Below are 25,412 nucleotides of genomic sequence, written 5' to 3'. Positions count from 1 at the left end.
TATGGATAGTTAATAGAAGTGTTCGCTAGTTACTATTTTAGTGTCGGTGAATAAGAATTAAGTATCGACGAACGGTAATTACTATTTTTTATTAACTTTTACTTAACAAGTGTTTTCTTCTCAAAATTACTTTTAGGAGCCTCGCAAAGTGAGCATTCATAGGAGCTAGGAAGATCTTCAAACGATGTATTTACTTCTATCCCTTGTGTGATATCTCCGTAATCTTCATTGTATATTGTTAAGCAGTCTTTACACTGATAAACTTCCTCTATTTCAGTTTCGGTTATCAAATCAACCACTTTGTCTTCTTCTTTTTCTGTACCAAGTTGTTCAAAATATAGTTGACTTAATTCCATTAACAAACCTGGCAATTCCACTTTATCTACATCTTGAACATGGGTAATGTATTCGCGCGTATTAGGATCGAAATTTTTAGCATAAAGTAAATTGTAAGTATCTCTTATTTTAAAATCACTTATTACTTCTGGTTGTCTATTTTTTTCGACAACAATAGAGGTGAAATTATAGGTGTCGCTTTCGTAATTTTTTATACCAAAGGTTAAGCCATAGGTACTAATATCGTTTTGATCGAAATTGGTTACTAAGTACTTTTTTAAACTTAATGCCTCTTTATCGTTTACCGGTAAATGCCAGTTCATTTCTAGCATAGAGTGGCGCACATTTATACCAAATTTACCTAAAAACTTCTCCCATTTTAATTTTGATTGTAACGGAATTCCTTTAACAATAAAAGACTTCCATGGTGTAATAGATATTTTTCCTATTTTATTTTCTGAACATAAATCGCACATGGCTTTTAAAAACACAGTATCGTATCTATTATTTCTCCAATACAAGCCCAGCCAATATCTATCGGTACCTATACGGTTCATACCTTCGTAATAAGGAAACGGGTAAAATGGGACTTCCAAAGGCGTATCTACCGTTCTGTTATTTGTTTCTACTGCATCTGTAACTAGATCGAAAACCGTCTCTATAGTTTCTGGTTCTTCTATTAAAATATTTTCTATTGCTAGTTCTATCTTATCCATATCCCAACTGTAAATAAGTGCAGGATACATTTGTGTTTTTTCCCAACCAGGAAGTCTGACATACAAATACCAATAATCTTCGTGCTCTGAAGCTATAAAGTTAATATTACCTGTAAATAATGGCACCAAACGCTGTTTGGGGTCGGTAATATTAACTCTTAATTTTAATTTATTTTTAAACTGCTCTAAAACATATAAATACCTATCACTAGTTAACCAAGCGGTACTAGGCAAAATATCTGCAGACACATAAGATGACGCTATATTTTCTACTCCATCTCTTTTTGGTTTAACAAATTGGATTTTATCGAATAGGCTAAATTTGTTTTCGTCTATTTTTTCTGGAAAAATAATATCTTGCCTAGAACCAAAAGAAATAGCATTTAGCCCCAAACCTTCGGCAGCTTCACAAATATATTTTAATTCTCCAGGAGATAAAACACCTCCATTTATTCTTAATCTATATGGCTCTATCATTATGCTAATACTTTGGTATTATTTAGTATTTCTCTCACTTCGGTTTTGCAACTTCCACAACCTAATCCTGCTCCTGTTTGATTACATAAAGTTGTAAAATCTGAGCATCCTTTTGCTATGGCATCTTCTATATTACCTTCTCCCACTTGACTGCAAGAACATATAAGTTTACCAATTACAGGCTCTGTGCTAGAAGCCCCTCGAAGCAAGGTATCGCGTTTTTCGGCCATTTCAATTTTACTTTCAATCATGCCCTTAAACTCTGCAAACTCATTTTTATCGCCCATTAATACAGCTCCTATTAACAAATCGTCTTTAACAATACATTTTTTATAGTATCGTTTTTTCATATCTGTAAATATAATTTCTTCATAGCTATCATCATTATCTGGCACACTTATATCGCCTATACTACAAAGGTTTAAATCGTTAAACTTTAAAATATTCATTAAAACAGATCCATTGTAAGCACAACTAATATCTCCAGCTATAAAGTTTGCTAAAATATTAGCTTGCTCTTCGGCTGCCGAAGTTATACCAAATAACTTGTTATTAAACTCTGCTATTTCGCCTATGGCAAAAATATCTGGGTGAGACGATTGTAAATGCTGATTTACTTTTACACCTCGACTACAAGCTATTCCATTTTCTTTTGCTATTTCTATATTAGGTATTGTACCTATAGCATAAACAATAGCATTTGCAGTAATTAATTTTCCACTTTTTAAATTGATGTTTAATTCACCTGTATCTTCATCATTAAATACGGTGCTTACTTCGTTATCAAAATAAATTTGTATGCCACGCTCTTGTACATCTAAAGATAATAATTTACTAGATATTTGATCTAATTGACGCTCCATTAGCCTTGAAGCACGCTGAATTATTGTTATTTTGGCATTTTTATGTTTCATAGCTGCAGCCAATTCTAAACCTAACAAACCACCGCCAACAATTACAACATGCTGCTCTTCTGGAGGTAGCCCTGTAGCGTCTAAATAAGCTTTAAATTTATCTGCATCGCCTTTATTACGCATTGTAAATCTTCCTGGAAGCTCTATTTGTACATCTTTGGGTATAAATGCACGACTACCGGTAGCCATAATTAATTTATCGAACGTATATTCTTCTCCTTTATGATCTGTAGCTATTTTATTTACTTTATCAATTTTAGAAATAGAATTTTCTGGATGCAACGTAATGTTTAACTTATCTAGTTCTATTTTCTTTATTTTTAAAAGTTGGTCCCAACTTAACTCTTCTGTTACGTATTCTGGTAAAAGCACTCTATTATAAAATAGATTTGGCTCTTTAGAAAACACATGTATTTCGTCTTTTTCGTTATAATCTCTGTAATTTTGAATAAACCTAAATGCAGCTGCTCCAGCCCCAACAATAATAATTTTTTCTTTAGGCTTTTTATATTTTGCTACAGAAACGGTTGTAAATTTAAAATCGGGCTCTTTAGAAACAGGATCTATATGCGTATTGGTTAAATTATTAGCTCTATTTAAATCACTTTGTAATTTTTTACCCCAATGCATTGGTAAAAATACTACACCTTTTTGAATATTATCTGTAACTTCTGCTCTTACCCTAACAGTGCCATTAACACTTTTAATTTCGGTAATATCGCCTTGTTTAATTTTACATAAATAAGCATCTACCGGATTAATTTCTAAAACAGGTGTAGGATAGTGTGTTTTTAAACGCGATACTTTTCCTGTTTTTGTCATGGTGTGCCATTGATCTCTTACACGACCAGTTGTTAAAATTAAGGGAAACTCTTCTGTTGGTTGTACAGATGTATTATAAATACTTTGGGGTAAATTAAATATTGCTTTTTTAGAAGGTGTATAAAATACTTTATCTTCAAATAAACGCGAAGTACCAGCATGTCTATGCTCTGGTACTGGCCACTGAAATGTACCTTCGTTTTTTAATCTATCGTAATTAAGGTAAGATACATCTATGTTTGTACCTTTTGTCATAGAAGCATATTCGTTATAAATTTCTTCTGTATTACTGTAATTAAAACCACGAAATCCCATTTTTTGTGCAAAATCGCAAAGTATTTCTACATCTGGCCTAGCTTCCCCTGGCGCATCTATTTCTTTTGGTAAATATGATATGCGTCTCTCTGAGTTAGTCATGGTACCTTCTTTTTCTAACCAAGCAGCTGCAGGAAGTACTAAGTCTGCATACGCTACAGTATCGGCTTTATGAGATATATCTTGAACTACAACAAACTTAGAGTTTTTCATGGCACGCTCTATTTGGTGTGTATTAGGCATACTAACCATAGGGTTTGTACATACTATCCAAACTGCTTTTAGTTTACCACTCTCTAAAGCATCAAACATCTCTGTTGCTGTAAAGCCTGGTTTTGGAGAAATTTTATCGACACCCCAAAACTGAGCTACTTCTCTACGATGCTCTTCATTCATTAAATCTTTATGAACCGCTAATAAATTAGCCATACCTCCCACTTCTCGTCCTCCCATGGCATTGGGTTGACCAGTAAGCGAAAATGGTCCTGCCCCTGGTTTTCCTACTTGCCCTGTTATTAAAGATAGGTTTAAAAGTGATACATTTTTATCTACCCCCACAACACTTTGATTAAGGCCCATGGCCCACATGCTAATAAAACCTTTAGATAAACCAATAATATCGGCTGCTTTACGAATATCTTTTTCGGGAACACCACATATTTTTGATGCTTTTTTTAACGGTGTAGAAAAAATTAATTCTTTATAAGCTTTAAAGCCTTCGGTATGTTTTTTTATAAAATCTTCATCAATTAAACCTCGCTTATACAAACACCTACCAATTGCATTATATAGCACAACATCTGTTCCTGGTATTAATTGTAAATGCAAATCTGCAAAAGCTGCAGAATCTGTTTTTCTTGGGTCTATAACTATAATACGAACATCTGGGTTTTCTTCTTTACGCTTTTCAATTCTTCTAAAAAGAATAGGATGACACCATGCTGGGTTTGCTCCTGTAATTAAAAAAGTATCGGCCAACTCTATATCTTCGTATGAGATAGGCACACTATCTTCTCCAAAAGTTTTTTTGTAACCAACAACAGCAGAGCTCATACATAAACGCGAATTTGTATCTATATTATTGGTACCTAAAAAACCTTTAGTTAACTTATTTGCTATATAATATTCTTCTGTTAAACTTTGCCCCGATACGTAAAACCCAACACTATCTGGTCCGTGTTTTTTAATTATCGATTTAAAAACACTACTTGCTCTATCTAAAGCATCATCCCAACTTACACGTTCTCTTGGGTGAGATCTGCTCCAGCGCATTTCTGGGTACAAAATTCTGTCTGAAGTATCATTAGCTACGTAATGTAAATTCATCCCTTTTGAACAAAGCATACCTTTGTTAACAGGGTGATCTTTATCGCCTTCAACTAAAACCTTATTATTGGCATCTTTTTTAACAATAATACCACATCCAACTCCACAATAAGAGCATGTTGTTTTTATTTCGTTTTTATTCATATAAACACCTATTTAACACTAAGTAAGACATTATTTTACTAAGAAACAAGACTCTATTTTATTATTTTGAATACCATAAAAATCAATCTATATATTCTTTAATTTTATAAATATTTACTATAATAATTTAGCTTTTAACATCTATAGGAATTAAGGTATCTAGAGATTGCTTTAACTCGACATCTGCCACTTTTTCATCTTCTGTAGAAAACTTAATTGCTAAAGCTATTACTCCTGTAACAATTACAATTCCTCCAATTATAAAATAACCTTGCGATACAGCTGCAGACGAGGCTGCTGCTTGTGCACTGCTTATTATATCTTCGCCTAAACCTTGATTTGCTGCTATAGCTGCTTTTTCGGCTACTGCCGATTTAGATTTTAATAACATAGCTGCTAAAAAAGCCCCTACATTACCTCCTGCACCTACAATTCCAGAAACAGACCCTATGGCTTTTTTATTTATAAAAGGTACTACAGAAAAGGTCGCGCCTTCTGCCATTTGAACCGATAAACTAAACAGAATTAAAAAGATAAAACCAACTATAATACTTGTGGCTAAAGAAAAAGTAACCAACATAATACCTTGTACAGTTAATATAAATGATAAGAAAAGCACACGACCTCTTAACCCTTTTAGTTTTCCAAACTTATCCCCAAAAAAACCTCCTAAAGTTCTAGCAAAAATATTCATTAAGGCAAACGACAATACTATGTTTCCTGCTGTAACTCTTTGTAATTGAAATGTGTTTTGAAGGTAATCGTCCATAGTACCATATACCGTTAACTCGATACCAAAACTTGCTGCATAAATTAAAAATAGAATCCAAATTCTATAATCTTTAAGCACAGTTGCAAACTTTACTTGATCTTTTTTAGCTTCAACATAATCGCCAGAGGCTTTTAAATCTTTAATATTTCCTTGTGGTGTATCTTGAGTAAAAAAGAAATAAACAATACCCATTAAAAAACAAATAACACCAGCAATAATCATAGAATATCTCCACGCTTCTGCTTCTGCAACTCCAAAAGCAACTACCGTAGCTGCAATAATTGGCATACCCAAACGGTTTGCACCACCACCAAGGTTACCCCAACCAGCAGATGTTGCATTTGCGGTACCAACAATATTTGGCGCAAACATTAAAGAAGTATGCACCTGAGTAATAACAAAAGATGCTCCAATAAAACCTATAAATAATCTACAAATTAAAAACTGTGTTGGCGTTTGTACTAACCCCAATAAAATAACAGGTATAGCACCTAACATTAACAACCAAGTGTAGCACATTCTTGGTCCGTATTTATCGCATAATTTACCAATAAGTAAACGAGCAAATACAGTTCCAGAAACTGCTAATATTATAGAATTCCATTTTTGGTCTGGTGTTAAACCCAAGTCTCTAACTACATCTGGCATAAATGGCACAATACCAAACCATGCGAAGAAACACATGAAAAAAGATATAGCAGTGATCCAAAATGTACGAATAGAAACATTTTTAAGATTAAATAATTGTAATGTTGTTGATTTTGTTTGCGTTGTAGTATTCATAATTAAGTACTTTTATACGTACAAAACTACGTATTTATACTTAATTTTAATTTAAAAACAGTACGTAATTAAAAATAAATATGAACTTAGCAAATATAGAATATTGTTTTTAAGGATTTGCTAAAACAAAGCTATAAATATTAAAGGTTTTATGAATATTACATTGTTTACTTGGTAAGAAAGTATATAAGCAAACATAAAAAGCAGAACTATTATTGCCCAATAACTAGCATACGCCTACTATGATGCTATAATTCTGGTATTAAAACCTATAGGCTTATTCTTTTAAGCTTATCAAGTAAAAAAACTGCTATATAAAAGTTATAACACTTATAAAAATGGGGGTAATTATTCGCTAAATTAGTAATACTGCCCTATAAAGACACCTAGTGAAATATATTGAAAACTCGTTAAGCCAAACCAAACTCCTTAGCCTTATTGCTTAGCTCCATTAAGTTTTTAACCTCAAGTTTTTTCATTAAATTAAAACGATGCACTTCGGCAGTACGCTTACTAATACTTAATTCTTCTGCTATATCTTTATTGTTTTTAAGCTGTAAAACCAAATCTAAAATTTGTCTTTCTCGTTTTGTTAATTTAAAGGGTATTTCTTTAACCTCAACTTTAGGCTCGCTAGCTGTGTTACCATTTACAAAATTATTCATTATAATAGCAGATACATCGCCTGTAAAATATTTTCCGCCAGAAGCCACTTTATTTAAGGCCTTTAAAAACTCTTCTTTACTGGCTCCTTTTAACAGATAACCATCTGCGCCAGCTTGTATTGCTTTTACAACATATTCTTCGGAGTCGTGCATAGACAACACCATTGTTCTAACCGTATTTCCTGCTTTTTTTAATGCAGTAACCACCTCTATACCTGTAAGTTCTGGCATACGAATATCAACAATAAGTAAATCTGGCTTACTACGCTCTACAACCTCGAGAGCTTCTTTACCATCGCTAGCTTCGTCTATAACTTGAACGCCTTTTTGATCTTCTAAAAGTGCTTTTATACCATCTCTAACAAGTACATGGTCGTCTGCTAAAACAACTTTAATAATATTCATTTAATTGGTTTTGATAAACAAAAATAATAATTTTTACGTAACACTACGTAATTACCTTAAACTTGACTAAAATATATACTTAATACAACTAGAATACAGAAACTTACTTTTTTAACCTAATGGGATATTGAGTGTTACGCGCGTTCCTTTGTTTAATTCCGAATTAAGAAACAATCTTCCATTAATATAGTTAATACGTTCTCGCATAAACGTCATTCCCATACCTCCATCGCCTGTTTTAACATGCTTAACTTTTGTAGGATCAAAACCTTTACCATTATCATCTATTACAATACTAAGCATGTCTTTACTATGAGATAACACAACAATTATATGTGTAGACCCTGCATATTTAATAGCATTATTAATAGCTTCTTGAGTAATTCTATAAATATTAATTTCTACAAGAGAATCTAATCTTGCATTAAAATCTGTTTTATTAAAAAGTACAATTTCTTTGCCTGTAAGTTTTGTAAGCTCTTGCGTAAGTTTTGTTATTGCTGGTACAATACCGTAGTCTGTTAACTCTGGTGGTGTTAAATTAAAAGTTGCTGTACGCACTCCTTTTATAATATCTGTTGTAAGCGCTTTTAAATGTTCTATTTTAGTAACAGTTTTATCTGCATCTGTAACATCTATACTTTCTAAATTATACTTTAAACCTGTAAGCATTTGCCCAATTCCGTCGTGTACATCCTTTGCTATACGGTTTTGTTCTTTTTCTTGGTTCTCTATAATTTTACTAGATATAATTTTTTGCTGACTCATTCTCTCTTCAAAGCTTTCTTTAGTCAAGCGCTCTATCTCTTTTTGGCCTTCTTTACGTTTTGTTATATCTGAAGCTATAATTAACAACTCAGACTTGTCTTGCGTAGGGTTAAAAGGTATTATAGACATCTCCAACCAAATTACAACATCTTCTTTTGTTGTTGCTTTTATATCGCCTTGCCAACCTGTTTTTTTATATTTTGAAATAATAGCATCGATAATTTCACGCTCTTTTTCGTGTGTAGAAATAACCTCAGAAAAAAGAGCATTGTTTCCAAATTTATGAACCTTAAATAGCCTAGAGAATTTATTACCCATATGAATAACAACACCGCCTGGCGTTATACGCGAAAAAAGCAAAGTCTCATCCATTGCATGGCTCAAGGCTCTTAACTCTTTAACCGATTTTTCTTTTGCCTCGCTTAAAACATCGGCATCAAAAGCCATTTTTTTAGCCCTTTTCTCGGCTGCTAATAATTCAGAAAGACTATTTCTTACGGTTTTTGCTGTTGGCCAAAAAATAAATAAAAACTCGCCTAATAATAGCAATAAAGTTACTGCCATTAATACAAACTCTAAATTACCCAACCAACTTACTTTTTCATCAGCTTCTAAATCGTATTGATTAACAATACCATCCATCTTTAATAAAAAATCGTTCTCGTTTGCTTTTACTTTATTTATATCGTCTATAAAATTGGCTACAGGTGTATCTGGATCTGCCTCTAACTTGTTAATTATAGCATAAGAAGCTGTTTGTATAGCTTTAAAAGTTTTATTTATACCTTTAAACATTTTAGAAACCACCTCGCTATTTTCACTTGGTAAACCTAAACTATCGTTTCCTTTTTGAAGTGAATTATGAGAAAGCTCCCATAAAGCCAATGTTTCTTTAAGTTTGTTTTTAAGTAAAACCCTATTTTTGTTTTGTTTTTCTGCGGATATATAAACAATTTCTTTTGTTAATTTCTGACTTAACATACGCTGCCTACCCGCTACATTAATTACAGACGAATCGCTTTCCTGCCCACTAAGGTGCTTACGTATAAGCACTTGACTTACCACCACAGATAAAGCAATAGTACTTAAAGCTATAACGTATAAACGACTTAATTTATCAAACGTACGTTGGTCTAATGAATTGCCGTTTTTTGCCATCTATAAATATAATTTAAGAAATTGCTTTTTTTACAAGTGCTAAGCTTTTATCAGAAAAAGGAAGTTTTAAAGCTGCTGCATGTCCGTTTTCAGACATTTTAACCCAGGTTTTTTTAAGAATATCAATAACCTTATCATCATCGTGTTTTGCAGCAAACTCTTCAAAATAATAATCCAGAAAAACCAAGCAAATGGTATCTTCTAAAATTTGAGATTCTTCATTTTTTTTAATCAATTTTTTATTAATTAAAAGTGATACACGGTCAGAAAACTGGCTATCAAAACCAACCTGACCTAAAATTTCTACCGTTAAATCGGCATGCATTCGTTTTAAAGTTTCTCTCCATTTTAAATACCCAACACGATCCATAGGGTATTCGTTTCTGGCTATTTTCCACCGACAAATATGCTGAGCTCGAGCAGCTATTTGGAGCGCCTTTGAGGCATCTGGCTTAAATTGCAACAATTTTCTTGTCATACGCTGCGAATACAATAATTCTTTAGGGTAATCTATACCAGAAACTTGGTATGTATTAATATCTTCAGAGTTTTTTTTATCTATAAGCGCAATCGCTGTTTCAAATCTTGTTGGTTTCATCTACAAATATTTTTAGTATTAAGCTACAATTCAAAAGTATAAGCTTAGCATATTAAAACTAAATGTCGTTTTTGTTTACTAAGCATCATGGTCTGTTAAGCCAATATACACATTTTAGTATTCAATTTTAAAAGACACGTTGCTATTTTTAAATATACAATAGTAAAACCAATGCTTGTATTTACTATAATGAGTTCGCCTTTAGCAAAAAAAGAAAAATTACTAATTGGCAAATACTACAAAATGAACTTATATAAACACAAAACTAAGTATTTGCAAATCATTTTACAACGTAATGGACTTAGCAATATAAGTAGACTGAAGATTTTTATCATTTTGATAAATAGAATACCATATATTTAAATATATAATAAGCTTAACTTGTTAAATTACAAAAAGAGAAAAGACTACAATTTACTACACTCATCACCAGCATTTGTAGCAATACTACTTTTTATATTTTTGATAGGAAACGAAAAGAAAAAAGAACTTCCCTTACCAAGTGTAGAGTCTACCCATATGTTACCATCTAAAAGACTTACTAATTTTTTAGCAATTGTTAAACCAATTCCAGCACCTTCATAAGGTCTATTTAAAGTACCATTAACTTGCGTAAAACCTTTAAAAATAAGATCTTGATGACTTTGATCTATACCTATTCCTGTATCTGAAACGAAAAAAACAATACGTATATTTTCTTCTTTTTTACAAACCTTAAACCCAAAATTAATAATACCATCGTCAGAAAATTTAATAGCATTTTTTAATAAGTTTACTATAATATGCTTTAACTTTAACTCGTCTGTATAAATAATTAAATCTTCACAATTTGGTGGTATTTTTAATTTAAAGTCTATGTGATTCTTCCCTAAATGATCTCGATATTCTTGCATAGATTTATAAATATCGTTAAGAAAAACACCTAAATCTACCCCTTTTTTAAACACTTTTACTTTTCCTGATTCTATTAAAGAGATATTAAAAAGATCGTCTATTAATTTAAGTAAATGTACACCACTATTGTTAACTATCTCTATGTACTCCAATATTTCGCCTATTGATGAGTTTTTATCTATAATACCTGTTAAACCAATAATAGAATTAAGTGGTGTGCGAAGCTCGTGAGACATGGTTGCTAAAAACTGAGATTTTAATTTATCACTCTCTTCTGCTCTGTCTTTTGCTTGAGTTAATTCGAATGTTCTTTCTTTAACAAGATTCTCGAGGTGATTCCTATACTGCTCTAATTCGTTATTTTGATTTGATATTTTTTTTTGATTCTCTATAAGCAAGCTATTTTTTTCTTGCAGCTCTTTAGTTCTTTCTTCTACTTTTTGCTCTAAAGAAGCACTTAACTCTTGAAGTTCTTTATTTTGTTGTTTAAGTTTATTTTCTTGCTCGTAGCTTTTTAAAGCTTCTTTAACCGTTAAAATTAAATCGTTGGTATGCCAAGGTTTCGATATATACCTATATAAATCGGCCTGGTTTATGGAGTTTGTAACGCCTTCAAAAGTAGCTTGACCTGTTAATAAAATATTTAAAGTACGAGGCGATTTTTTATGAAGTGTTACTAAAAACTCATCACCTTTCATTATAGGCATTGCATAATCTGCTATAACCACTTGTACTGTATAGCCTAAGCTTAGCAAATTATCAACAGCCTCTAAAGCTTCAATTCCAGACTCTGCTGTTTCAATAATATATGCATGACCAAAAGCGCTTTTTAATTCAGTTTTTAAACTGTTTAGCACTATTTTTTCATCATCAACACAAAATATTACCTTCTTTTTCATACGCTGTGTTTTATATTAATTGCAAACCAGAATCGATACAAGAAAACAGTTCTGATTGTGCCCAGGGCTTTCTTATACATTTATACAAGTTAGCTTGTGCTTCAGTTTTTTTTATCGAACTATGGTCTGCTTGACCTGTTAGCATTATTTTTAAAGACTTGGGGTATTTTTGATGCACTTTAATTAAAAACTCATCGCCTTTTATTTTAGGCATTAACCAATCGCTTATTATTATTAATTTAGATTTAAAACACATCATTAGCTCATCAATAATATCTAGAGCTTCGTCTGCACTTTCGGCGGTTTCATACATAAATGAATTGCCATAATTTTGTTTTAACTGTGCTTTTATACTGTCTAAAATGATTTTCTCATCATCAACACAAATTATTATTGTCTTATCCATAGAGTTTTTAATTTGACTGTTCTGTCTCGTCTTTGGTTTTTACAATAGGTAGATAAACACTAAATGTTGTACTACCTGGTTTACTTTTTACTTTAATTTCTCCTTTGTGCTTTTCTACAATTCGTTTAGAGATATCTAGCCCAATACCGGTGCCTTCTCCGGTAGGTTTTGTGCTAAAAAACGGATCGAAAATTTGATCTATTTCCTCTGGTGGTATACCTTTTCCGCTATCTGTTATAGACACCACTATGTTTTCGTTTTCAACATAAGCTTTAATAGCTAATTTACCATTAAGATCCATGGCATAAATAGCATTATGTAGAATGTTTGTCCAAACTTGATTTAGCTCATCGAAATAGCATAAAGTTTTTGGTATTGGTTTAAAATCTTTTGAAACCTCTATACCTTGTTTTATCTGGTTGTTATACAGCGTTAACACATTCTCTATTCCTTCTGTTACATCTGCTAGAACTTGCTCTTCATAATTATTAATTCGAGACGAATTTTTAAGTGCAAAAACAACTTTGGAAGCTCTATCTGCTGCAAATTCAATGTTTTCTGTACTACGCTGTAATCCTGTAATTTTATAGGCTACCTCTATAATATTTTCTGAGTCTGCATGCTTTAATAGCTCCATATAATCCTCAATATCTGCTACTACCATCATATCTACAAAGGTATCTGCAAACGAATAGGCATTTTTAATACCATGACTTTCCAACAACATTGTTATTTGCTTTTTAAAGGCTCGCTCTTCTTTAGAGGTTAATACGTGTCTATTTTTAAAAGAATCTTCTATAAGCAATAAGAACTTAGTTTTTAAATTTTTTGGCAATTTATTTACAAATATTGGGTAATCATTTAAAACAAAATTTAATGTCTTTTTAATGTTACCTATAGACGAACGTATAGCACCCAACGGTGTATTTATTTCGTGTGCTACACCTGCAATTAATTGACCAAGTGCCGCAAGTTTTTCTGAGTTTACCAGCTTTTGCTGTGTTTGCTTTAAATCTGCTAAGGTTATGGTTAACTCGTTAGTACGTTGTTTTAAAGCTTCTTCGCGTTCGTATATTTGAGACAACATTTTATTGTACTCGTCTACCAAAACACCTATTTCATCATTGCTTTGTTGTTGTACTCGTAGGTTATAATTTCCTTCTTCTGAAATCTCTTTAGTAGCCTTAGTTAATTTTAAAATAGGACCTGTTATATACTTTTGTAACCATGTTGCCAATACATAATTTACAACTAAAAGTGCTACAAGTAGCAATGTCATTTTTACTAAATAATCGCTAATTTTTACTCTTAACTCTTTTGTAGATACTCTTAAATATATAGAACCAGCCATTTTTTTTTCGTAGTAAATAGGCTTAGAAACACTCAAGTAAGTATCTTCAAATTTATGCCACGAGTATTTTTTTGCTTTGTTAGAAATGGTATCGCTATTTTTATTTTTATAAAACTCGGCAAATACCTGATTTTTATCATTATAAACAATACCAACCTCTAACGACGGAATACTTTCTAGCTTATTAAGAGTTTCTTTCGCACTTTCTGAAACATCGAAAACTAACGGAACAGCACAGTAGTCTCCTACAAGTGTGGCATTTATAATAGCGTTATTTTTCATGTCTTCTTTAAAATCTGCTATATTGCTAAAGATGACATAGGCAAAACCTAACAATAGAGAAAACAACGATACTACTTGAATTATTAGTATCATTTTAGCTTTAATGTCTAGATTTTTAGATAACATAGAGTTGCTTTAAATAAGAGGATTAAAATACGTTATTGCTTTACCATTAAATAAAAGTAATAGTTACTACATAAGCGGTTCCTTCAAAAACTGCAGATATGGTTCCAACCATTTTAGAATTAGATATAGACTCTATATCGATAGCAGAAATACCCATAGGGCCAACCACAGGATAGTTATAAACTATAGGCTCTCCAAAAGATAACTCTGTATTATCTGAATTTAAAGACCATGTTGTTTGATAAATTAAAGTGTTTTCTGCATCATATTGATACATTGCTCCATCAGAATCAAATTTAAAGGAATAATTTCTAGTACCTTCATCTTCAATAATCATGATATCGTCAATAACTAAACCATTCATTTCAATACTAGGAGATAGTTTTTTACTCTGTACAAGCCAAGTTTTAGAAGTTATAGCTGTGTTTGCGTCTAAACCTGAAGAGTCGTCTGAACTACATGAGGTTAAACCCAAAATAACACTAAAAATGGTAATTAAAAAGATTTGCTTTTTCATAAAAGATTGGGGTTTTATTGTAATAAATTTAATAATTAAATTGAATACCTATTAGGTAAATAGCTCCAATATTATCGGCAAAACCATATTCGCGATGTTTGCCAAATAAATTTTTTCCTGTAATATTTATAGAAGTATTTTTATTTAATTGATATGATGTCTTAGCATTTAAAATCATATTAGTTTTAATATTTGATTTTGTTTGAGCTTGGTTAATACTTTCTTCGTCCGATATTTTATAGTAATTATAACTCTCAAATATATGATTAGAAGAAATGTAAGCATCAGTACTAAAATTCCATTTTTTATTAGGATTATAATTTAACATAAAGCCTCCAAAAAATGATGGTGTTGCCTCTTCGCTCCATTGTGTAGGGTTTGTTCTATTTGTTATTACAGTTGTTAGCTCATCGCCTTCAGGGTTTGTTTGAAAATCGATATTAGTAACTTCAATATCAATATCTTTTCTTCCTGAAATATTAGTTTTTTGATATGTTCCAAACAGTTTCGCCTTAATTTTATCCTTGTAATCGTAATTAAAAGTAAATCCAGCACCAAATTGATTCGCATTTAGCTCGTAATTTTCATATATCACGCTACCTTCTGCACTAATTGAAATTATAGACTCTGGATCTCCATTACCATCTAATTGCTGTACCGTTTTATAATTATAAAACACATTAGGGTTTACAAAGTTGTCTACCATAGATGTAAACACCTCGAAATCTAAGCTTAAATTAGCATTTATTTTGGTTCTCCAACCTATCTCGCAGTTGGTAATAGTTGGGTATTTAAGGTCTTTTTGCCCATTAATTTCAATATGTACCGGTACAGAAATAGTGGTACCATCGCCTACTTCGTAATGGTCGTTTGTTAAAAAGGTACTATTTAAATAAGTATCAAAAAAGAAAGGCGATTTTGATGCTTTAGAATAGGCGCCACGAATTAAGTTATTTTTATTAATTCTGTATGTAGAAGCTATTTCGTAGTTATTAAAATAATTTTTATTAAAACCAAATTTATCTACTCGAAAGGCTCCAATGACCCTCAATTTATCTGTAGGCTTCCACTCTGTTAGCATAAAAGCAGAGTATGAAGAGGTTTCTTTTGGCTCATCTTTAAAATGATGATTTAATTCGTTAAAATCTAAAGGATCTTCGTAAGTAAACGGGCTCTCGTAAGACAAAAATTTATAATTAAATCCAGGTCTAAAAGTTAAGTTTTTATATTCTTTAAAATACTCTAAATTCCCTTCGATATTGGTGTATTTATAAGAATTGTATTTATAATTATTCTCGTCTTTACCAGAGTTAACATTAAATTGGCCATGTAAATTATTATGCTTAATTCTTGCATTTAAATAGTAACTACTAGACTCGGTTTGAGATAATGGCGTGGTTAAGTTTAAAAACCCTGTACGCTGACTTTGAGACTTTTGAGCTCCTAAAGCAACATCTATATTAGACTGCTCATTGTAATTATGCGTAAAAAACACGTTACCGCCCAGTTTTCTTAAGCTTAAACCTTCTTCATAATACGCTCCCAATGCTTCTTGATATTCCAAAAACGACCAAGGCTCGTTAGTTACTTTATCTTTACTTGGCAAAACAAACATGGTTAAATCTTCTTCTGCTGTATATCCTTTCTTAATAAAATCGTAATAATCGTCATCAAAACGGTGACGCTCTGTAAAATTACTTGAAAAAGATAATTTTGTTTTATCGTCCCAATTGTAGCCTATATTAAAGCTCGCATTTTTAGCTTTATTTGTCCCCATTTGAGCGTTAACAGAAATGTTTTCTCCTTTTTTATTGGCATGAGAAGTAATAATATTAATAACGCCTGTTACAGCATTTGGTCCATAAAGAGCAGAAGCAGGACCTCTTACAACTTCTATTCTTTCCACATCATTTAAATCTACGGGTAATGTTTCCCAGAAGGTACCACCACTAAAATAACTATAAACTATACGGTTATCTATCATAACCAGAATTGTGGTATTGTATGATAAAGTTAGATAGACATTTTTTGTAATATCGTCGTAACCTCTAATGTGAATATCGTAATTACCAGGTGTTATTTCTCTAACAATTAAACCTTGAGATAACCGCAGAGCTTCAGGAATACTAGTAACTCCAGAGTTATTTATCTCCTCTTTACTAATAATAGTTGTAGATAAAGGGGTTTCAAACAAATCTTCTGGTCTTTTAGAAGCTGTTACTACCACGTCAATATCTAATAACTCCTCTAGAGTCATTTCATTATAAACTTTGTTTCCTCCTTGCCCAAAAGATTTTGGACACATAAATGAGGTTAAGATAATAATGAATAAAAGTATTTTCTCCTTATAATTCATAACTATTTTATTTAAATATTTTACCAATTCTCAAAATATCTGATGAGAATGATTGCCCTTCTTTTTCAAGAGAAGTTAAATTCACAAATATCTTTGGTTTATTATTTTCAATTCCAAACCCTAAAGAAATATCACCTTGCTCTACATGCTGAATAGAACCTGTTACCGATAAAACCTTGAAAGTTTTACAAATATCAAATCCCTCTTGTATACCTTCCATAAAGTAAACAACGTGATATCCTAATATATTTGCTTCTAAATCTTCGGGCTTAATAGCTTTGTATGCTACAGAATTGCCTAAACCCATTATAAATTCGTCCTTATTTATTTGATAAGAAGAATTGTATACTACTAAAATTTTAATTTTTTTATTTTTTGGCGTTTGTGGATTGTATTTTAAAACCTTAGTTAGTAACGCCGCCTGAATATTTTCTGGTACAGTAATATTTTGAGCAAAAGAAGTATTACCCCAGTATAAAAAGGTAAGTATAAAAACGAACCCTTTTATTAAAAACTTTATTTTTGGAAGCAACTTTAAGCGCATTATTTAGTAGTATTCTGCTTTAATTTTTAACATTAATAATTGCTGTAAATTATTAATTCATTAATTATTAAATTATGATATATCTCAAGTTTTTTATTTAACGTTATTAAACAGTGGGTATTCTTGTAAATGAAGTATAAGTCCAAGTTAGCAAAAACCCCACTTAATGTTTATTCGTACAAAAATAAACATTTAATCCTATTAATGTGTATTTTAACGTATTTATTTGCAGTAAAAAATTAAAAAAGAGCTAATAACTTAAAAATTTATTTTTCCATCAAACGATAGTTTTAAACCACTCGGCGTAACAAAACTTTACTTTAAACGTGCAAAATGGTCATCATTAAATCAAAATTTAAATCAAAAAAAAACCTAAAAATTTTTAAAATTTTTAGGTTTTTAAGATGAATTAAAACTTAATAAATAAATTAGAAAAAACTATTGTGCAAATTTAATTTGGACAATAGTTCTTTTTATAAATAAAATATCTTTTTAACTAAAAAAATACAACTTATTAACTATTATAAAAACTGTTATTGCCAAAGACCTTGCGGCGTATATGTAGCACATCAAGAATCTGTCTAAATACTTAATAACCTTTTTTATCTTGCTGTTTCACCATAATACCGCATGCTTTGGCGTAATTTCAATACAACCACAAATTGTTTTAAACAACAACATGAAATGCTTAATCTTTAAAACCTATATAAACATAGCCTTCGTTAATTTTTACCGGATAAGTAGCAATAGCATCTAAATCGCTATTTAAATTCTCTCCTGTTTCTAAAGAAAATGTTTTTTTATGTAATGGGCACGCTACTTTAGGCACTCCTTTATCATCCCCAATCATTCCACGAGACAAAACCATTTCTATTTTATGAGGACAAAGGTTTTGGCATGCATACCACTTATTTAATCTAGTAAAATTAAATACTGCTATTTGCTTACCCTTATATTTTACACAAGCACCACCATCTTTAGGAAAATCGTTAACCGATGCAGCTTTAAACCAAATCTTCGCTTCTTCCAACTTGGTTGTTTCGTATTTTTCTAAAATTTCTTCCATAATCTTTTAATTTTTAGAGGCACTAATTATTTCCATTGTTCTGGCATTTTTTGATCTCTCATAGGCACAAAAACAAGGTTATCATCATCTTCATCACTGTTTACAAAATGATTAAAACGTTTCATCATTTCTGGATCGTTAACAGCTTGCGTCCATTCGCATTCAAACTTATTAACTAAGGTTTCCATTTCTTTTTCTAAATCGGCAACAATACCTAGTTTATCGTCAATTATAACTTCTTTTAAAAAATCCATTCCACCCTCAAGCCTTTCTTGCCATGCCGCAGTACGTTGTAAAGGTTTTGCTGTACGCATATAAAACATTAAATAGCGATCTAAATATTTAATTACCGTTTCGTTATCTATTTGCTCTGCCAATAATTCGGCATGACGAGGTGTTGCGCCTCCGTTTCCTCCAACATATAAATTCCATCCACCTTCAACAGCAATCAATCCAAAATCTTTACCTCTCGCTTCGGCACATTCTCGAATACATCCAGATACGCCACCTTTAATTTTATGAGGCGCTCTAATACCTCTATAACGATTCTCTAATTCGATACCAAAACTTACACTTTCATCCATACCATAACGACACCAAGTAGAACCTACACAAGTTTTTACAGTTCTTAAAGATTTACCGTAAGCATGTCCGCTTTCAAAACCATGAGATATCAATTCTTTCCATATTAAAGGAAGTTGGTTTAACGTTGCTCCAAATAAATCGATACGTACGCCACCTGTTACTTTAGTATATAAATCGTATTTTTTAGCAATTTTACCAAGAGCAATAAGCTTATCTGGAGTAATTTCTCCTCCAGGAATTCTAGGCACAACAGAATAGGTTCCGTTACGCTGAATATTTGCTAAAAACCTATCGTTAGAATCTTGAATTGCATATTCTTTATTTGCTGTATCTGCATTTATAGTTGCCATTAACGAAGCTATAAGAGGCTTACATAGCTCGCAACCATGACCTCCATTTCCATGACCATCTAACACTTCATTAAATGTTGTATAGCCTTTAACTTCGATAATTTTATATAAATCTTGTCTATTATAATCAAAATGCTCACAAACAGAATCTTTAACCTCAATACCTAAAGATTTAAGCGTTGCATTAGTTAAATCTGCAACCATAGGTTTACAACCACCGCATCCTGTACCTGCTTTAGTACAACTTACAACACTAGCAATATCTGTAGCTTCTCCATTTTCTATAGCAGAACATATTTGCCCTTTTGTAACGCTTTCGCACGAGCATATTTGAGCCTCGTCTGGCAAATCCATAACATCTCCAAAAGCTGCTCCTCCATCTGAAGATGGTAAAATTAACTGTGCTGGATCTTCAGGAATTTTCATCCCATTCAAGAAAATTTGGTGTAACATACTGTAATCTGACGCATCGCCAACTAAAATTCCACCTAACAACTTCTTACCATCAAGACTTACGTTTATTCTTTTATATAGATGCTCTGTTTTATTTTCAAAAATAATAGAATGTCCTTTAGATGCAGGCATAAATGGCTCTCCAAAACTCGCAACATCTACACCTATTAACTTTAGTTTAGTAGACATATCTATTTCTGCAGGCATAACAGCCTCAACATTTCCTAAAATTTGATCTACAGCAATACCTGCCATATCGTAACCAGGAGCAACCAAACCATAAATCATTTGATTATACAAAGCTATTTCGCCAATGGCATAAATATGCTCGTCTGATGTTTGCATTTTATTATCTACAACAATACCACCACGAACACCAACTTCTAAACCACAGTTTTTACCCAGCTCATCTCTTGGGCGAATACCGGCAGAAACAACAAGCATATCAACATCTAGCACGTCGTCTTCTCCAAACTCCATTCCTACAATGCACTTATCTCCTAATATTTGATTTGTTGCCTTACTTAAGTGAATATTTAAACCTATAGACTCTAGTTTTAACTGTAAAACTTGACTACTTCTAGAATCTAATTGCCTTGGCATTAATTTAGGGGCAAACTCTACAATATGAGGCTCTAAGCCCATATCCATTACCGCTTTCCCTGCTTCTAAACCCAAAAGGCCTCCTCCAAGAACAGCTGCTTTAGCTCCAGGCTTTTCTGCTTTAAGCTTAGCTGCATAAGCTAGCATACCCTCTAAATCTTCAATTGTTCTATACACAAAAACACCTTCTTTCTCTACGCCTTTAATAGGAGGCACAAAGGCAGAAGACCCTGTTGCTAACACTAAATAATCGTAAGAAAAATCACGGTCTTTAGCTGTTGTTATAGTTTTATTAGTTCTATCTATATCAGACACGCGCTCGTCTACAACCAGTTCGATACCGTTTTCTACATACCATTCTGCTGGAGCCATTTCTAAAGCTTTAGCGTCTTGATTTTCAAAAAATTCGCTTAAATGAACACGGTCATAAGCTGGCCTTGGTTCTTCTCCAAAAACAGTTATTTTAAAATCTTTACTATTTTCTTTAGCTACAAATTTTTCGCAAAATTTATAACCAACCATGCCATTTCCAACAACTATAATATGCTTCATAATTACGTATTTAAATACAAAACTAAGTATTTATACGTATAAATATACGTGATTATAGAAGAATTTTACGTAGAAAGCTAATTATTATCAATTTCTCAAATTGAAATATGAATTATTGTTGTTATAAGAAAATTAAGGGTTTAGTTTTATAGAAATCTTAAATAGCCTCTACCGTTATTATAACACTTTTAGACGCTGGTGTTTTTGCTGTATGCGCAAAACTATCCAAAGGCACCAATACATTTGTTTCGGGAAAATATGTGGCGCAACAGTTTTTAGGAATATTATACCCCACAACTTTAAACTTCTTTGCTTCTCTTACCACTCCATTAAATTCCGATTTTAAGTTAACAACCTCATGCTCCTCTAGTCCTCTTTTTTGCATATCTTCACGATTCATGAAAATAACACGACGCTCGTTAAAAACACCTCGATATCTATCATTTAAACCATAAATTGTAGTATTAAATTGGTCGTGACTACGTATAGTCATCATAACCAACTCATCGTTTTTTAATTTCCATTCTGGAAGTTTGTTTACAGAAAAATTAGCTTTCCCAGTTTTTGTTTTAAATTTTCTAATACGGGCTCCATTTGGCAAATAAAAACCAGAAGGTTGCTTTAGTTTTTTATTATAATCTTGAAAACCATCAACAACCTCTTCTATATCGTCTCTAACCAAATTATAATCGTCTTGATAAGCCAACCAATCTATTTTAGTACGGTCTTTTAGCGTAGCATAAGCAATACCGCAAACTACAGCTACTTCGCTTAACAAACTATCTGAACATGGTTCTAAAATTCCTTTAGTAGACGAAACAACACCCATAGAATTCTCTACACTTTGAGTTTGTTCGCCTGTTTTTTGATAATCTTTTTCTGATCGTCCCAAACATGGAAAAATTAAAGCTTCTTTACCTGTTACCAAATGCGAACGATTTAACTTTGTACTTACATGCACTGTTAAATTACATTTAGCTAATCCTTGTGCTGAATAATTAGTATCTGGAACTGCCGATATAAAATTACCTCCTAAACCAAAAAACACTTTTACTTTATCTTCGTTCATAGCTTTTATAGCCTCTATAACCGAATAGCCATGCTTTGTTGTTGGTTTAAAACCATATTTAGACTCTATTTTATCTAGAAATTTTTGAGGTGCTGCTTCCCAAATACCAACTGTTCTATCACCTTGTACGTTAGAGTGACCTCGCACAGGGCAAGTACCTGCACCCTCTTTACCTATACTACCTTTTAAAAGCAATAAGTTTACCAATTCGCGAATATTATCTACTGCATTTTCGTGTTGCGTTAACCCCATAGCCCAACACACTATTATTCTCTTTTTGTTTAAAACTAAATCGAAAACCTGATCGAAAATAGCTTTAGAAACACCAGAGAGCTTTAAACATTCATCAAAATTGAAAGTTTTTAAATTTGACACAAAAGCATCATATCCATGTGTATATGCTTCAATAAAATCTTTATCGAAAACATGTCCTTTAGCCTCTTCTTCCTCCAATAATTTTAGCAAAAGCGCTTTTACAAAAGCAACATCTCCATTTATAGTAATGGGTACAAATACATCGGCTAGTTTTGTGCCTCCAGTTAATAGTTTTAATGGGTTTTGTGGATTGGTAAATTTAATAAGTCCCGCTTCTGGCAACGGATTAATAGCTATTATTTTTCCGCCATTTTTCTTTGTTTTTTCTAGTGCAGTTAACATTCTTGGATGGTTAGTTGCTGGATTTTGACCAATAACCATCACCAATTCTGCTTTATACAAATCATCTAACGTTACAGATCCTTTACCTATTCCCAATGTTTCAGATAAAGCACTACCACTAGCCTCGTGACACATATTAGAGCAATCTGGTAAGTTTGCTGTTCCATACTCTCTAACAAATAATTGATATAAAAAAGCTGCTTCATTTGTTGTTCTTCCCGAAGTATAAAATGCTGCTTCGTCTGGGCTATTTAAAGCATTTAAATGCTTGCCTACCTTATTAAATGCTTTATCCCACGAAATAGGTCTATAATGCGATGCGCCTTCTGCTAAATACATAGGCTCTGCTAATCGTCCAGATTTACCGATTTCAAAATCTGATAAATTAGACAAATCATCTACAGAATTAGCAGCAAAAAACTCTCGGCCAATTATTTTATTCTGCGCTTCTTCTGCCATGGCCTTTAAGCCATTTTCGCAATATTCGCCTAATGCAGAACGCTCGTCGTCTGGATCTGGCCAAGCACAACCCGGACAATCAAATCCTCCTTTTTGATTTACTTTTAGCGATAATTTAAGGGCGTCGCTAGTATTCATATATTTATTAGCATGACTTACTGCAGCCTTTAGCGCTCCAAAACCAACACTATTTTTAGGTGGTTTTTCGATTTTTAAATTAGAAAATTCTTCTGGTGTACTTGCTTTTTCTATAGGAGACTTACTCATGCTTACAATAAATATATGTTGTACTAAAATACTATGAATTTAGTACAAAATTGGTCAGCAGTAAATATAATATTTATTTTAATCGGCTCGTTTCTCCAATTTTGACAAAAAGGTAACCTAAAATTATAATATTATTAAATGGAAACCTTTTTATTAAAAATAAAATATTAATATAACTTAAATTTAAAAAATTAAATTCTATATACGCCCTATATACTCACTTAAATTATCCTCTCTTTGCAATCCCATTTTTTTTCTAATTCTATGTCTAGAAATATGCACACTATTTAAAGATATGTTTAACAGTTTAGACATTTCTTTACTATCAAATTTTAACTTAATTAAAGCACAATGTTTCTGCTCTGTAAGTGTTAAAGATTGGTGTTTCTCCTTTAAACGATCATAAAAACCAACATTAACTTCGGTAAACCGCAAATTAAAGCGCTCCCACATATCTTTATTTCCTTTTACAATAACATCCTTTAATTTACTGTAACTTTTAGGCGCTTCCTCTTTTAGGATTTGTAATAACTTATCTATATTTTTATCCTTTTCTATTATTTGTAATGCCGATACGGTAAGCTCTTTACTTTTAGTTTCAAGAACTGCATTTAGTTTTTCTTTTTCGTGTTTTGTTTTTAAAGAAGCATTATACTTTTCTATTTTTAGTTTTCGCATTTTTGCTTGCAGAAAAAAAACAATTAAAAGTATTATTACCCCTAAAACCACAAATGCAACTAGAAAAATTAATCTAGTTTGTATAAGCCTTTCTTTTTCTATTATGCTTTTTTGCTTTTTTATGTAGGAGTCTTTCTTTAAAATTGCTTTTTCGTAATTGTTTTTAATTTCAAAAAGATCACTGTTGCTTTTGCTTTTAACACTAAAAAGACTATCCGATATCTTCTCTGATTGCCCTAAATAAAAATAAGCCTTATCCAATTGCCCTTTGGTTTTTAATATTTTAGATGTTTTCTTTAAAATATCGGGTTTAAAATCTGTGTGCGATTTAAACTCGGATATCTTCTCTAAACTTTTCTCATAAAAAAAAATAGAGGCATTTAAATTACCGGTTTTATTATACAAATCTCCAAGAAAAGAGTAAACAATAACTAAATAATGCGAATTGTTTTTCTCGAACACTTTTACAGATTCTAAAAGAAGTTTTTCTGCCTCTGTTAACCTATTGGTTAATAAAAACACATTACCCTTTTCTGCTTTTATATAGGCATTATTAATTTCGCTATTATGTTTAACCCCTCTGGCGTATTTAGAAGAATCTAGATACATTAAACTTTTAGTATACTGTCTAGATTTACGAAACTGAACTGCTAAATTGTAAAAAGATTTAGCAACAAGGTTGGAATCTACAAAATTACGCTTACTCATTTTAGCGTATTGTAAAGACATTTTTTTATGTTTTATAGCCTGATAATTCTTTCCATAAATACCATAAAGCACTCCAAGCTCATCATGAATAAAAGCTAATTTTTTTGATGCTTTTATCTCTTCTGCCAACAACATGGCTTTCCATAAATAATTATATGCGTTAGAGTATAATCCATCATTTTTATTTTTATCAGCAGATTTTAAATATTGATTTATTAATATAAGCGTATCATTAATAACTTGTTTATCTTTTTTTGGCTCATTTACTCCATCCAACAAAACACCCACGTTAGTAAAGGTGAGCATAGTGTCGCTAAACAAGTTATCTGGAATAAAAAACAGCAAAATAAAAAACAAAAAAACACTTCTCATAGACCACTAGCAAAGGGAT

16 protein-coding genes are annotated in these 25,412 nt (G+C 31.8%); all 16 read right to left on the bottom strand.

The genetic code is table 11. The features are described 5' to 3' along the window. Window positions 1–98 precede the first annotated feature (98 nt). Entirely contained in the window at window positions 99–1,529 is a 1,431-nt protein-coding gene (locus ABD715_RS01030) for a rubredoxin (protein ID WP_344786062.1), read from the bottom strand. Continuing rightward, a complete protein-coding gene (locus tag ABD715_RS01025; protein WP_344786060.1) occupies window positions 1,529–5,050 on the bottom strand; it encodes a molybdopterin-dependent oxidoreductase in 3,522 nt (1,173 codons plus the stop codon). Before ABD715_RS01025 ends, ABD715_RS01030 begins: the two co-directional genes overlap by 1 nt. Before the next feature lie 127 nt (window positions 5,051–5,177). Next, entirely contained in the window at window positions 5,178–6,605 is a 1,428-nt protein-coding gene (locus ABD715_RS01020) for an MFS transporter (protein WP_344786058.1), read from the bottom strand. A 410-nt stretch (window positions 6,606–7,015) separates the two neighbouring features. Continuing rightward, window positions 7,016–7,675, bottom strand: a complete 660-nt coding sequence (locus ABD715_RS01015) for a response regulator transcription factor (RefSeq protein WP_344786057.1) — start codon at window positions 7,673–7,675, stop codon at window positions 7,016–7,018. A gap of 111 nt (window positions 7,676–7,786) precedes the next feature. Further along, entirely contained in the window at window positions 7,787–9,601 is a 1,815-nt protein-coding gene (locus ABD715_RS01010) for a sensor histidine kinase (RefSeq protein WP_344786055.1), read from the bottom strand. 13 nt (window positions 9,602–9,614) lie between these two features. Beyond that, on the bottom strand, window positions 9,615–10,199 hold the full coding sequence (locus tag ABD715_RS01005) for a DUF4202 domain-containing protein (protein ID WP_344786053.1): 585 nt from the start codon (window positions 10,197–10,199) through the stop codon (window positions 9,615–9,617). A gap of 407 nt (window positions 10,200–10,606) precedes the next feature. Beyond that, window positions 10,607–11,992 (bottom strand): ATP-binding protein, encoded by a 1,386-nt coding sequence (locus ABD715_RS01000; protein ID WP_344786051.1) that lies wholly within the window; start codon window positions 11,990–11,992, stop codon window positions 10,607–10,609. A gap of 10 nt (window positions 11,993–12,002) precedes the next feature. Then, window positions 12,003–12,398, bottom strand: a complete 396-nt coding sequence (locus tag ABD715_RS00995) for a response regulator (protein ID WP_344786049.1) — start codon at window positions 12,396–12,398, stop codon at window positions 12,003–12,005. Window positions 12,399–12,405: 7 nt separating this feature from the next. Continuing rightward, window positions 12,406–14,157 carry an ATP-binding protein gene (locus tag ABD715_RS00990; protein ID WP_344786047.1) on the bottom strand — a complete coding sequence of 584 codons (1,752 nt, stop codon included), beginning with the start codon at window positions 14,155–14,157 and terminating at the stop codon, window positions 12,406–12,408. 46 nt (window positions 14,158–14,203) lie between these two features. After that, window positions 14,204–14,674, bottom strand: coding sequence for a hypothetical protein (locus tag ABD715_RS00985; RefSeq protein WP_344786045.1), 471 nt, complete (start codon window positions 14,672–14,674; stop codon window positions 14,204–14,206). 28 nt (window positions 14,675–14,702) lie between these two features. Beyond that, window positions 14,703–16,979, bottom strand: coding sequence for a TonB-dependent receptor plug domain-containing protein (locus ABD715_RS00980; RefSeq protein ID WP_344786043.1), 2,277 nt, complete (start codon window positions 16,977–16,979; stop codon window positions 14,703–14,705). Window positions 16,980–17,037: 58 nt separating this feature from the next. Then, window positions 17,038–17,562 (bottom strand): YfiR/HmsC family protein, encoded by a 525-nt coding sequence (locus ABD715_RS00975; protein ID WP_344786041.1) that lies wholly within the window; start codon window positions 17,560–17,562, stop codon window positions 17,038–17,040. 700 nt (window positions 17,563–18,262) lie between these two features. Next, the gene (nirD, locus tag ABD715_RS00970; protein ID WP_344786039.1) at window positions 18,263–18,640 is read right to left on the bottom strand and encodes a nitrite reductase small subunit NirD; all 378 of its coding nucleotides are present in this window, start codon (window positions 18,638–18,640) and stop codon (window positions 18,263–18,265) included. Between the two features lie 26 nt (window positions 18,641–18,666). After that, window positions 18,667–21,183, bottom strand: a complete 2,517-nt coding sequence (gene nirB / locus ABD715_RS00965; RefSeq protein WP_344786037.1) for a nitrite reductase large subunit NirB — start codon at window positions 21,181–21,183, stop codon at window positions 18,667–18,669. A 157-nt stretch (window positions 21,184–21,340) separates the two neighbouring features. Next, window positions 21,341–23,635 (bottom strand): FdhF/YdeP family oxidoreductase, encoded by a 2,295-nt coding sequence (locus ABD715_RS00960; protein ID WP_344786035.1) that lies wholly within the window; start codon window positions 23,633–23,635, stop codon window positions 21,341–21,343. A 198-nt stretch (window positions 23,636–23,833) separates the two neighbouring features. Then, a complete protein-coding gene (locus ABD715_RS00955) occupies window positions 23,834–25,393 on the bottom strand; it encodes a tetratricopeptide repeat protein (protein ID WP_344786034.1) in 1,560 nt (519 codons plus the stop codon). Between the last annotated feature and the right edge of the window lie 19 nt (window positions 25,394–25,412).

The organism is Postechiella marina (assembly GCF_039538365.1).
Taxonomy (GTDB): Bacteria; Bacteroidota; Bacteroidia; order Flavobacteriales; family Flavobacteriaceae; genus Postechiella; species Postechiella marina.
The sequence above is the reverse complement of the archived record's forward strand: the minus strand, read 5'-3'. Positions and strand labels throughout refer to the sequence as shown.

What these genes read in the sequence shown, in the direction of transcription:
- ABD715_RS01030 (WP_344786062.1), bottom strand. Translation starts at nt 1,529, where the DNA reads ATGATAGAGCCATATAGATTAAGAATAAATGGAGGTGTTTTATCTCCT.
- ABD715_RS01025 (WP_344786060.1), bottom strand. Translation starts at nt 5,050, where the DNA reads ATGAATAAAAACGAAATAAAAACAACATGCTCTTATTGTGGAGTTGGA.
- ABD715_RS01020 (WP_344786058.1), bottom strand. Translation starts at nt 6,605, where the DNA reads ATGAATACTACAACGCAAACAAAATCAACAACATTACAATTATTTAAT.
- ABD715_RS01015 (WP_344786057.1), bottom strand. Translation starts at nt 7,675, where the DNA reads ATGAATATTATTAAAGTTGTTTTAGCAGACGACCATGTACTTGTTAGA.
- ABD715_RS01010 (WP_344786055.1), bottom strand. Translation starts at nt 9,601, where the DNA reads ATGGCAAAAAACGGCAATTCATTAGACCAACGTACGTTTGATAAATTA.
- ABD715_RS01005 (WP_344786053.1), bottom strand. Translation starts at nt 10,199, where the DNA reads ATGAAACCAACAAGATTTGAAACAGCGATTGCGCTTATAGATAAAAAA.
- ABD715_RS01000 (WP_344786051.1), bottom strand. Translation starts at nt 11,992, where the DNA reads ATGAAAAAGAAGGTAATATTTTGTGTTGATGATGAAAAAATAGTGCTA.
- ABD715_RS00995 (WP_344786049.1), bottom strand. Translation starts at nt 12,398, where the DNA reads ATGGATAAGACAATAATAATTTGTGTTGATGATGAGAAAATCATTTTA.
- ABD715_RS00990 (WP_344786047.1), bottom strand. Translation starts at nt 14,157, where the DNA reads ATGTTATCTAAAAATCTAGACATTAAAGCTAAAATGATACTAATAATT.
- ABD715_RS00985 (WP_344786045.1), bottom strand. Translation starts at nt 14,674, where the DNA reads ATGAAAAAGCAAATCTTTTTAATTACCATTTTTAGTGTTATTTTGGGT.
- ABD715_RS00980 (WP_344786043.1), bottom strand. Translation starts at nt 16,979, where the DNA reads ATGTGTCCAAAATCTTTTGGGCAAGGAGGAAACAAAGTTTATAATGAA.
- nirD (WP_344786039.1), bottom strand. Translation starts at nt 18,640, where the DNA reads ATGGAAGAAATTTTAGAAAAATACGAAACAACCAAGTTGGAAGAAGCG.
- nirB (WP_344786037.1), bottom strand. Translation starts at nt 21,183, where the DNA reads ATGAAGCATATTATAGTTGTTGGAAATGGCATGGTTGGTTATAAATTT.
- ABD715_RS00960 (WP_344786035.1), bottom strand. Translation starts at nt 23,635, where the DNA reads ATGAGTAAGTCTCCTATAGAAAAAGCAAGTACACCAGAAGAATTTTCT.
- ABD715_RS00955 (WP_344786034.1), bottom strand. Translation starts at nt 25,393, where the DNA reads ATGAGAAGTGTTTTTTTGTTTTTTATTTTGCTGTTTTTTATTCCAGAT.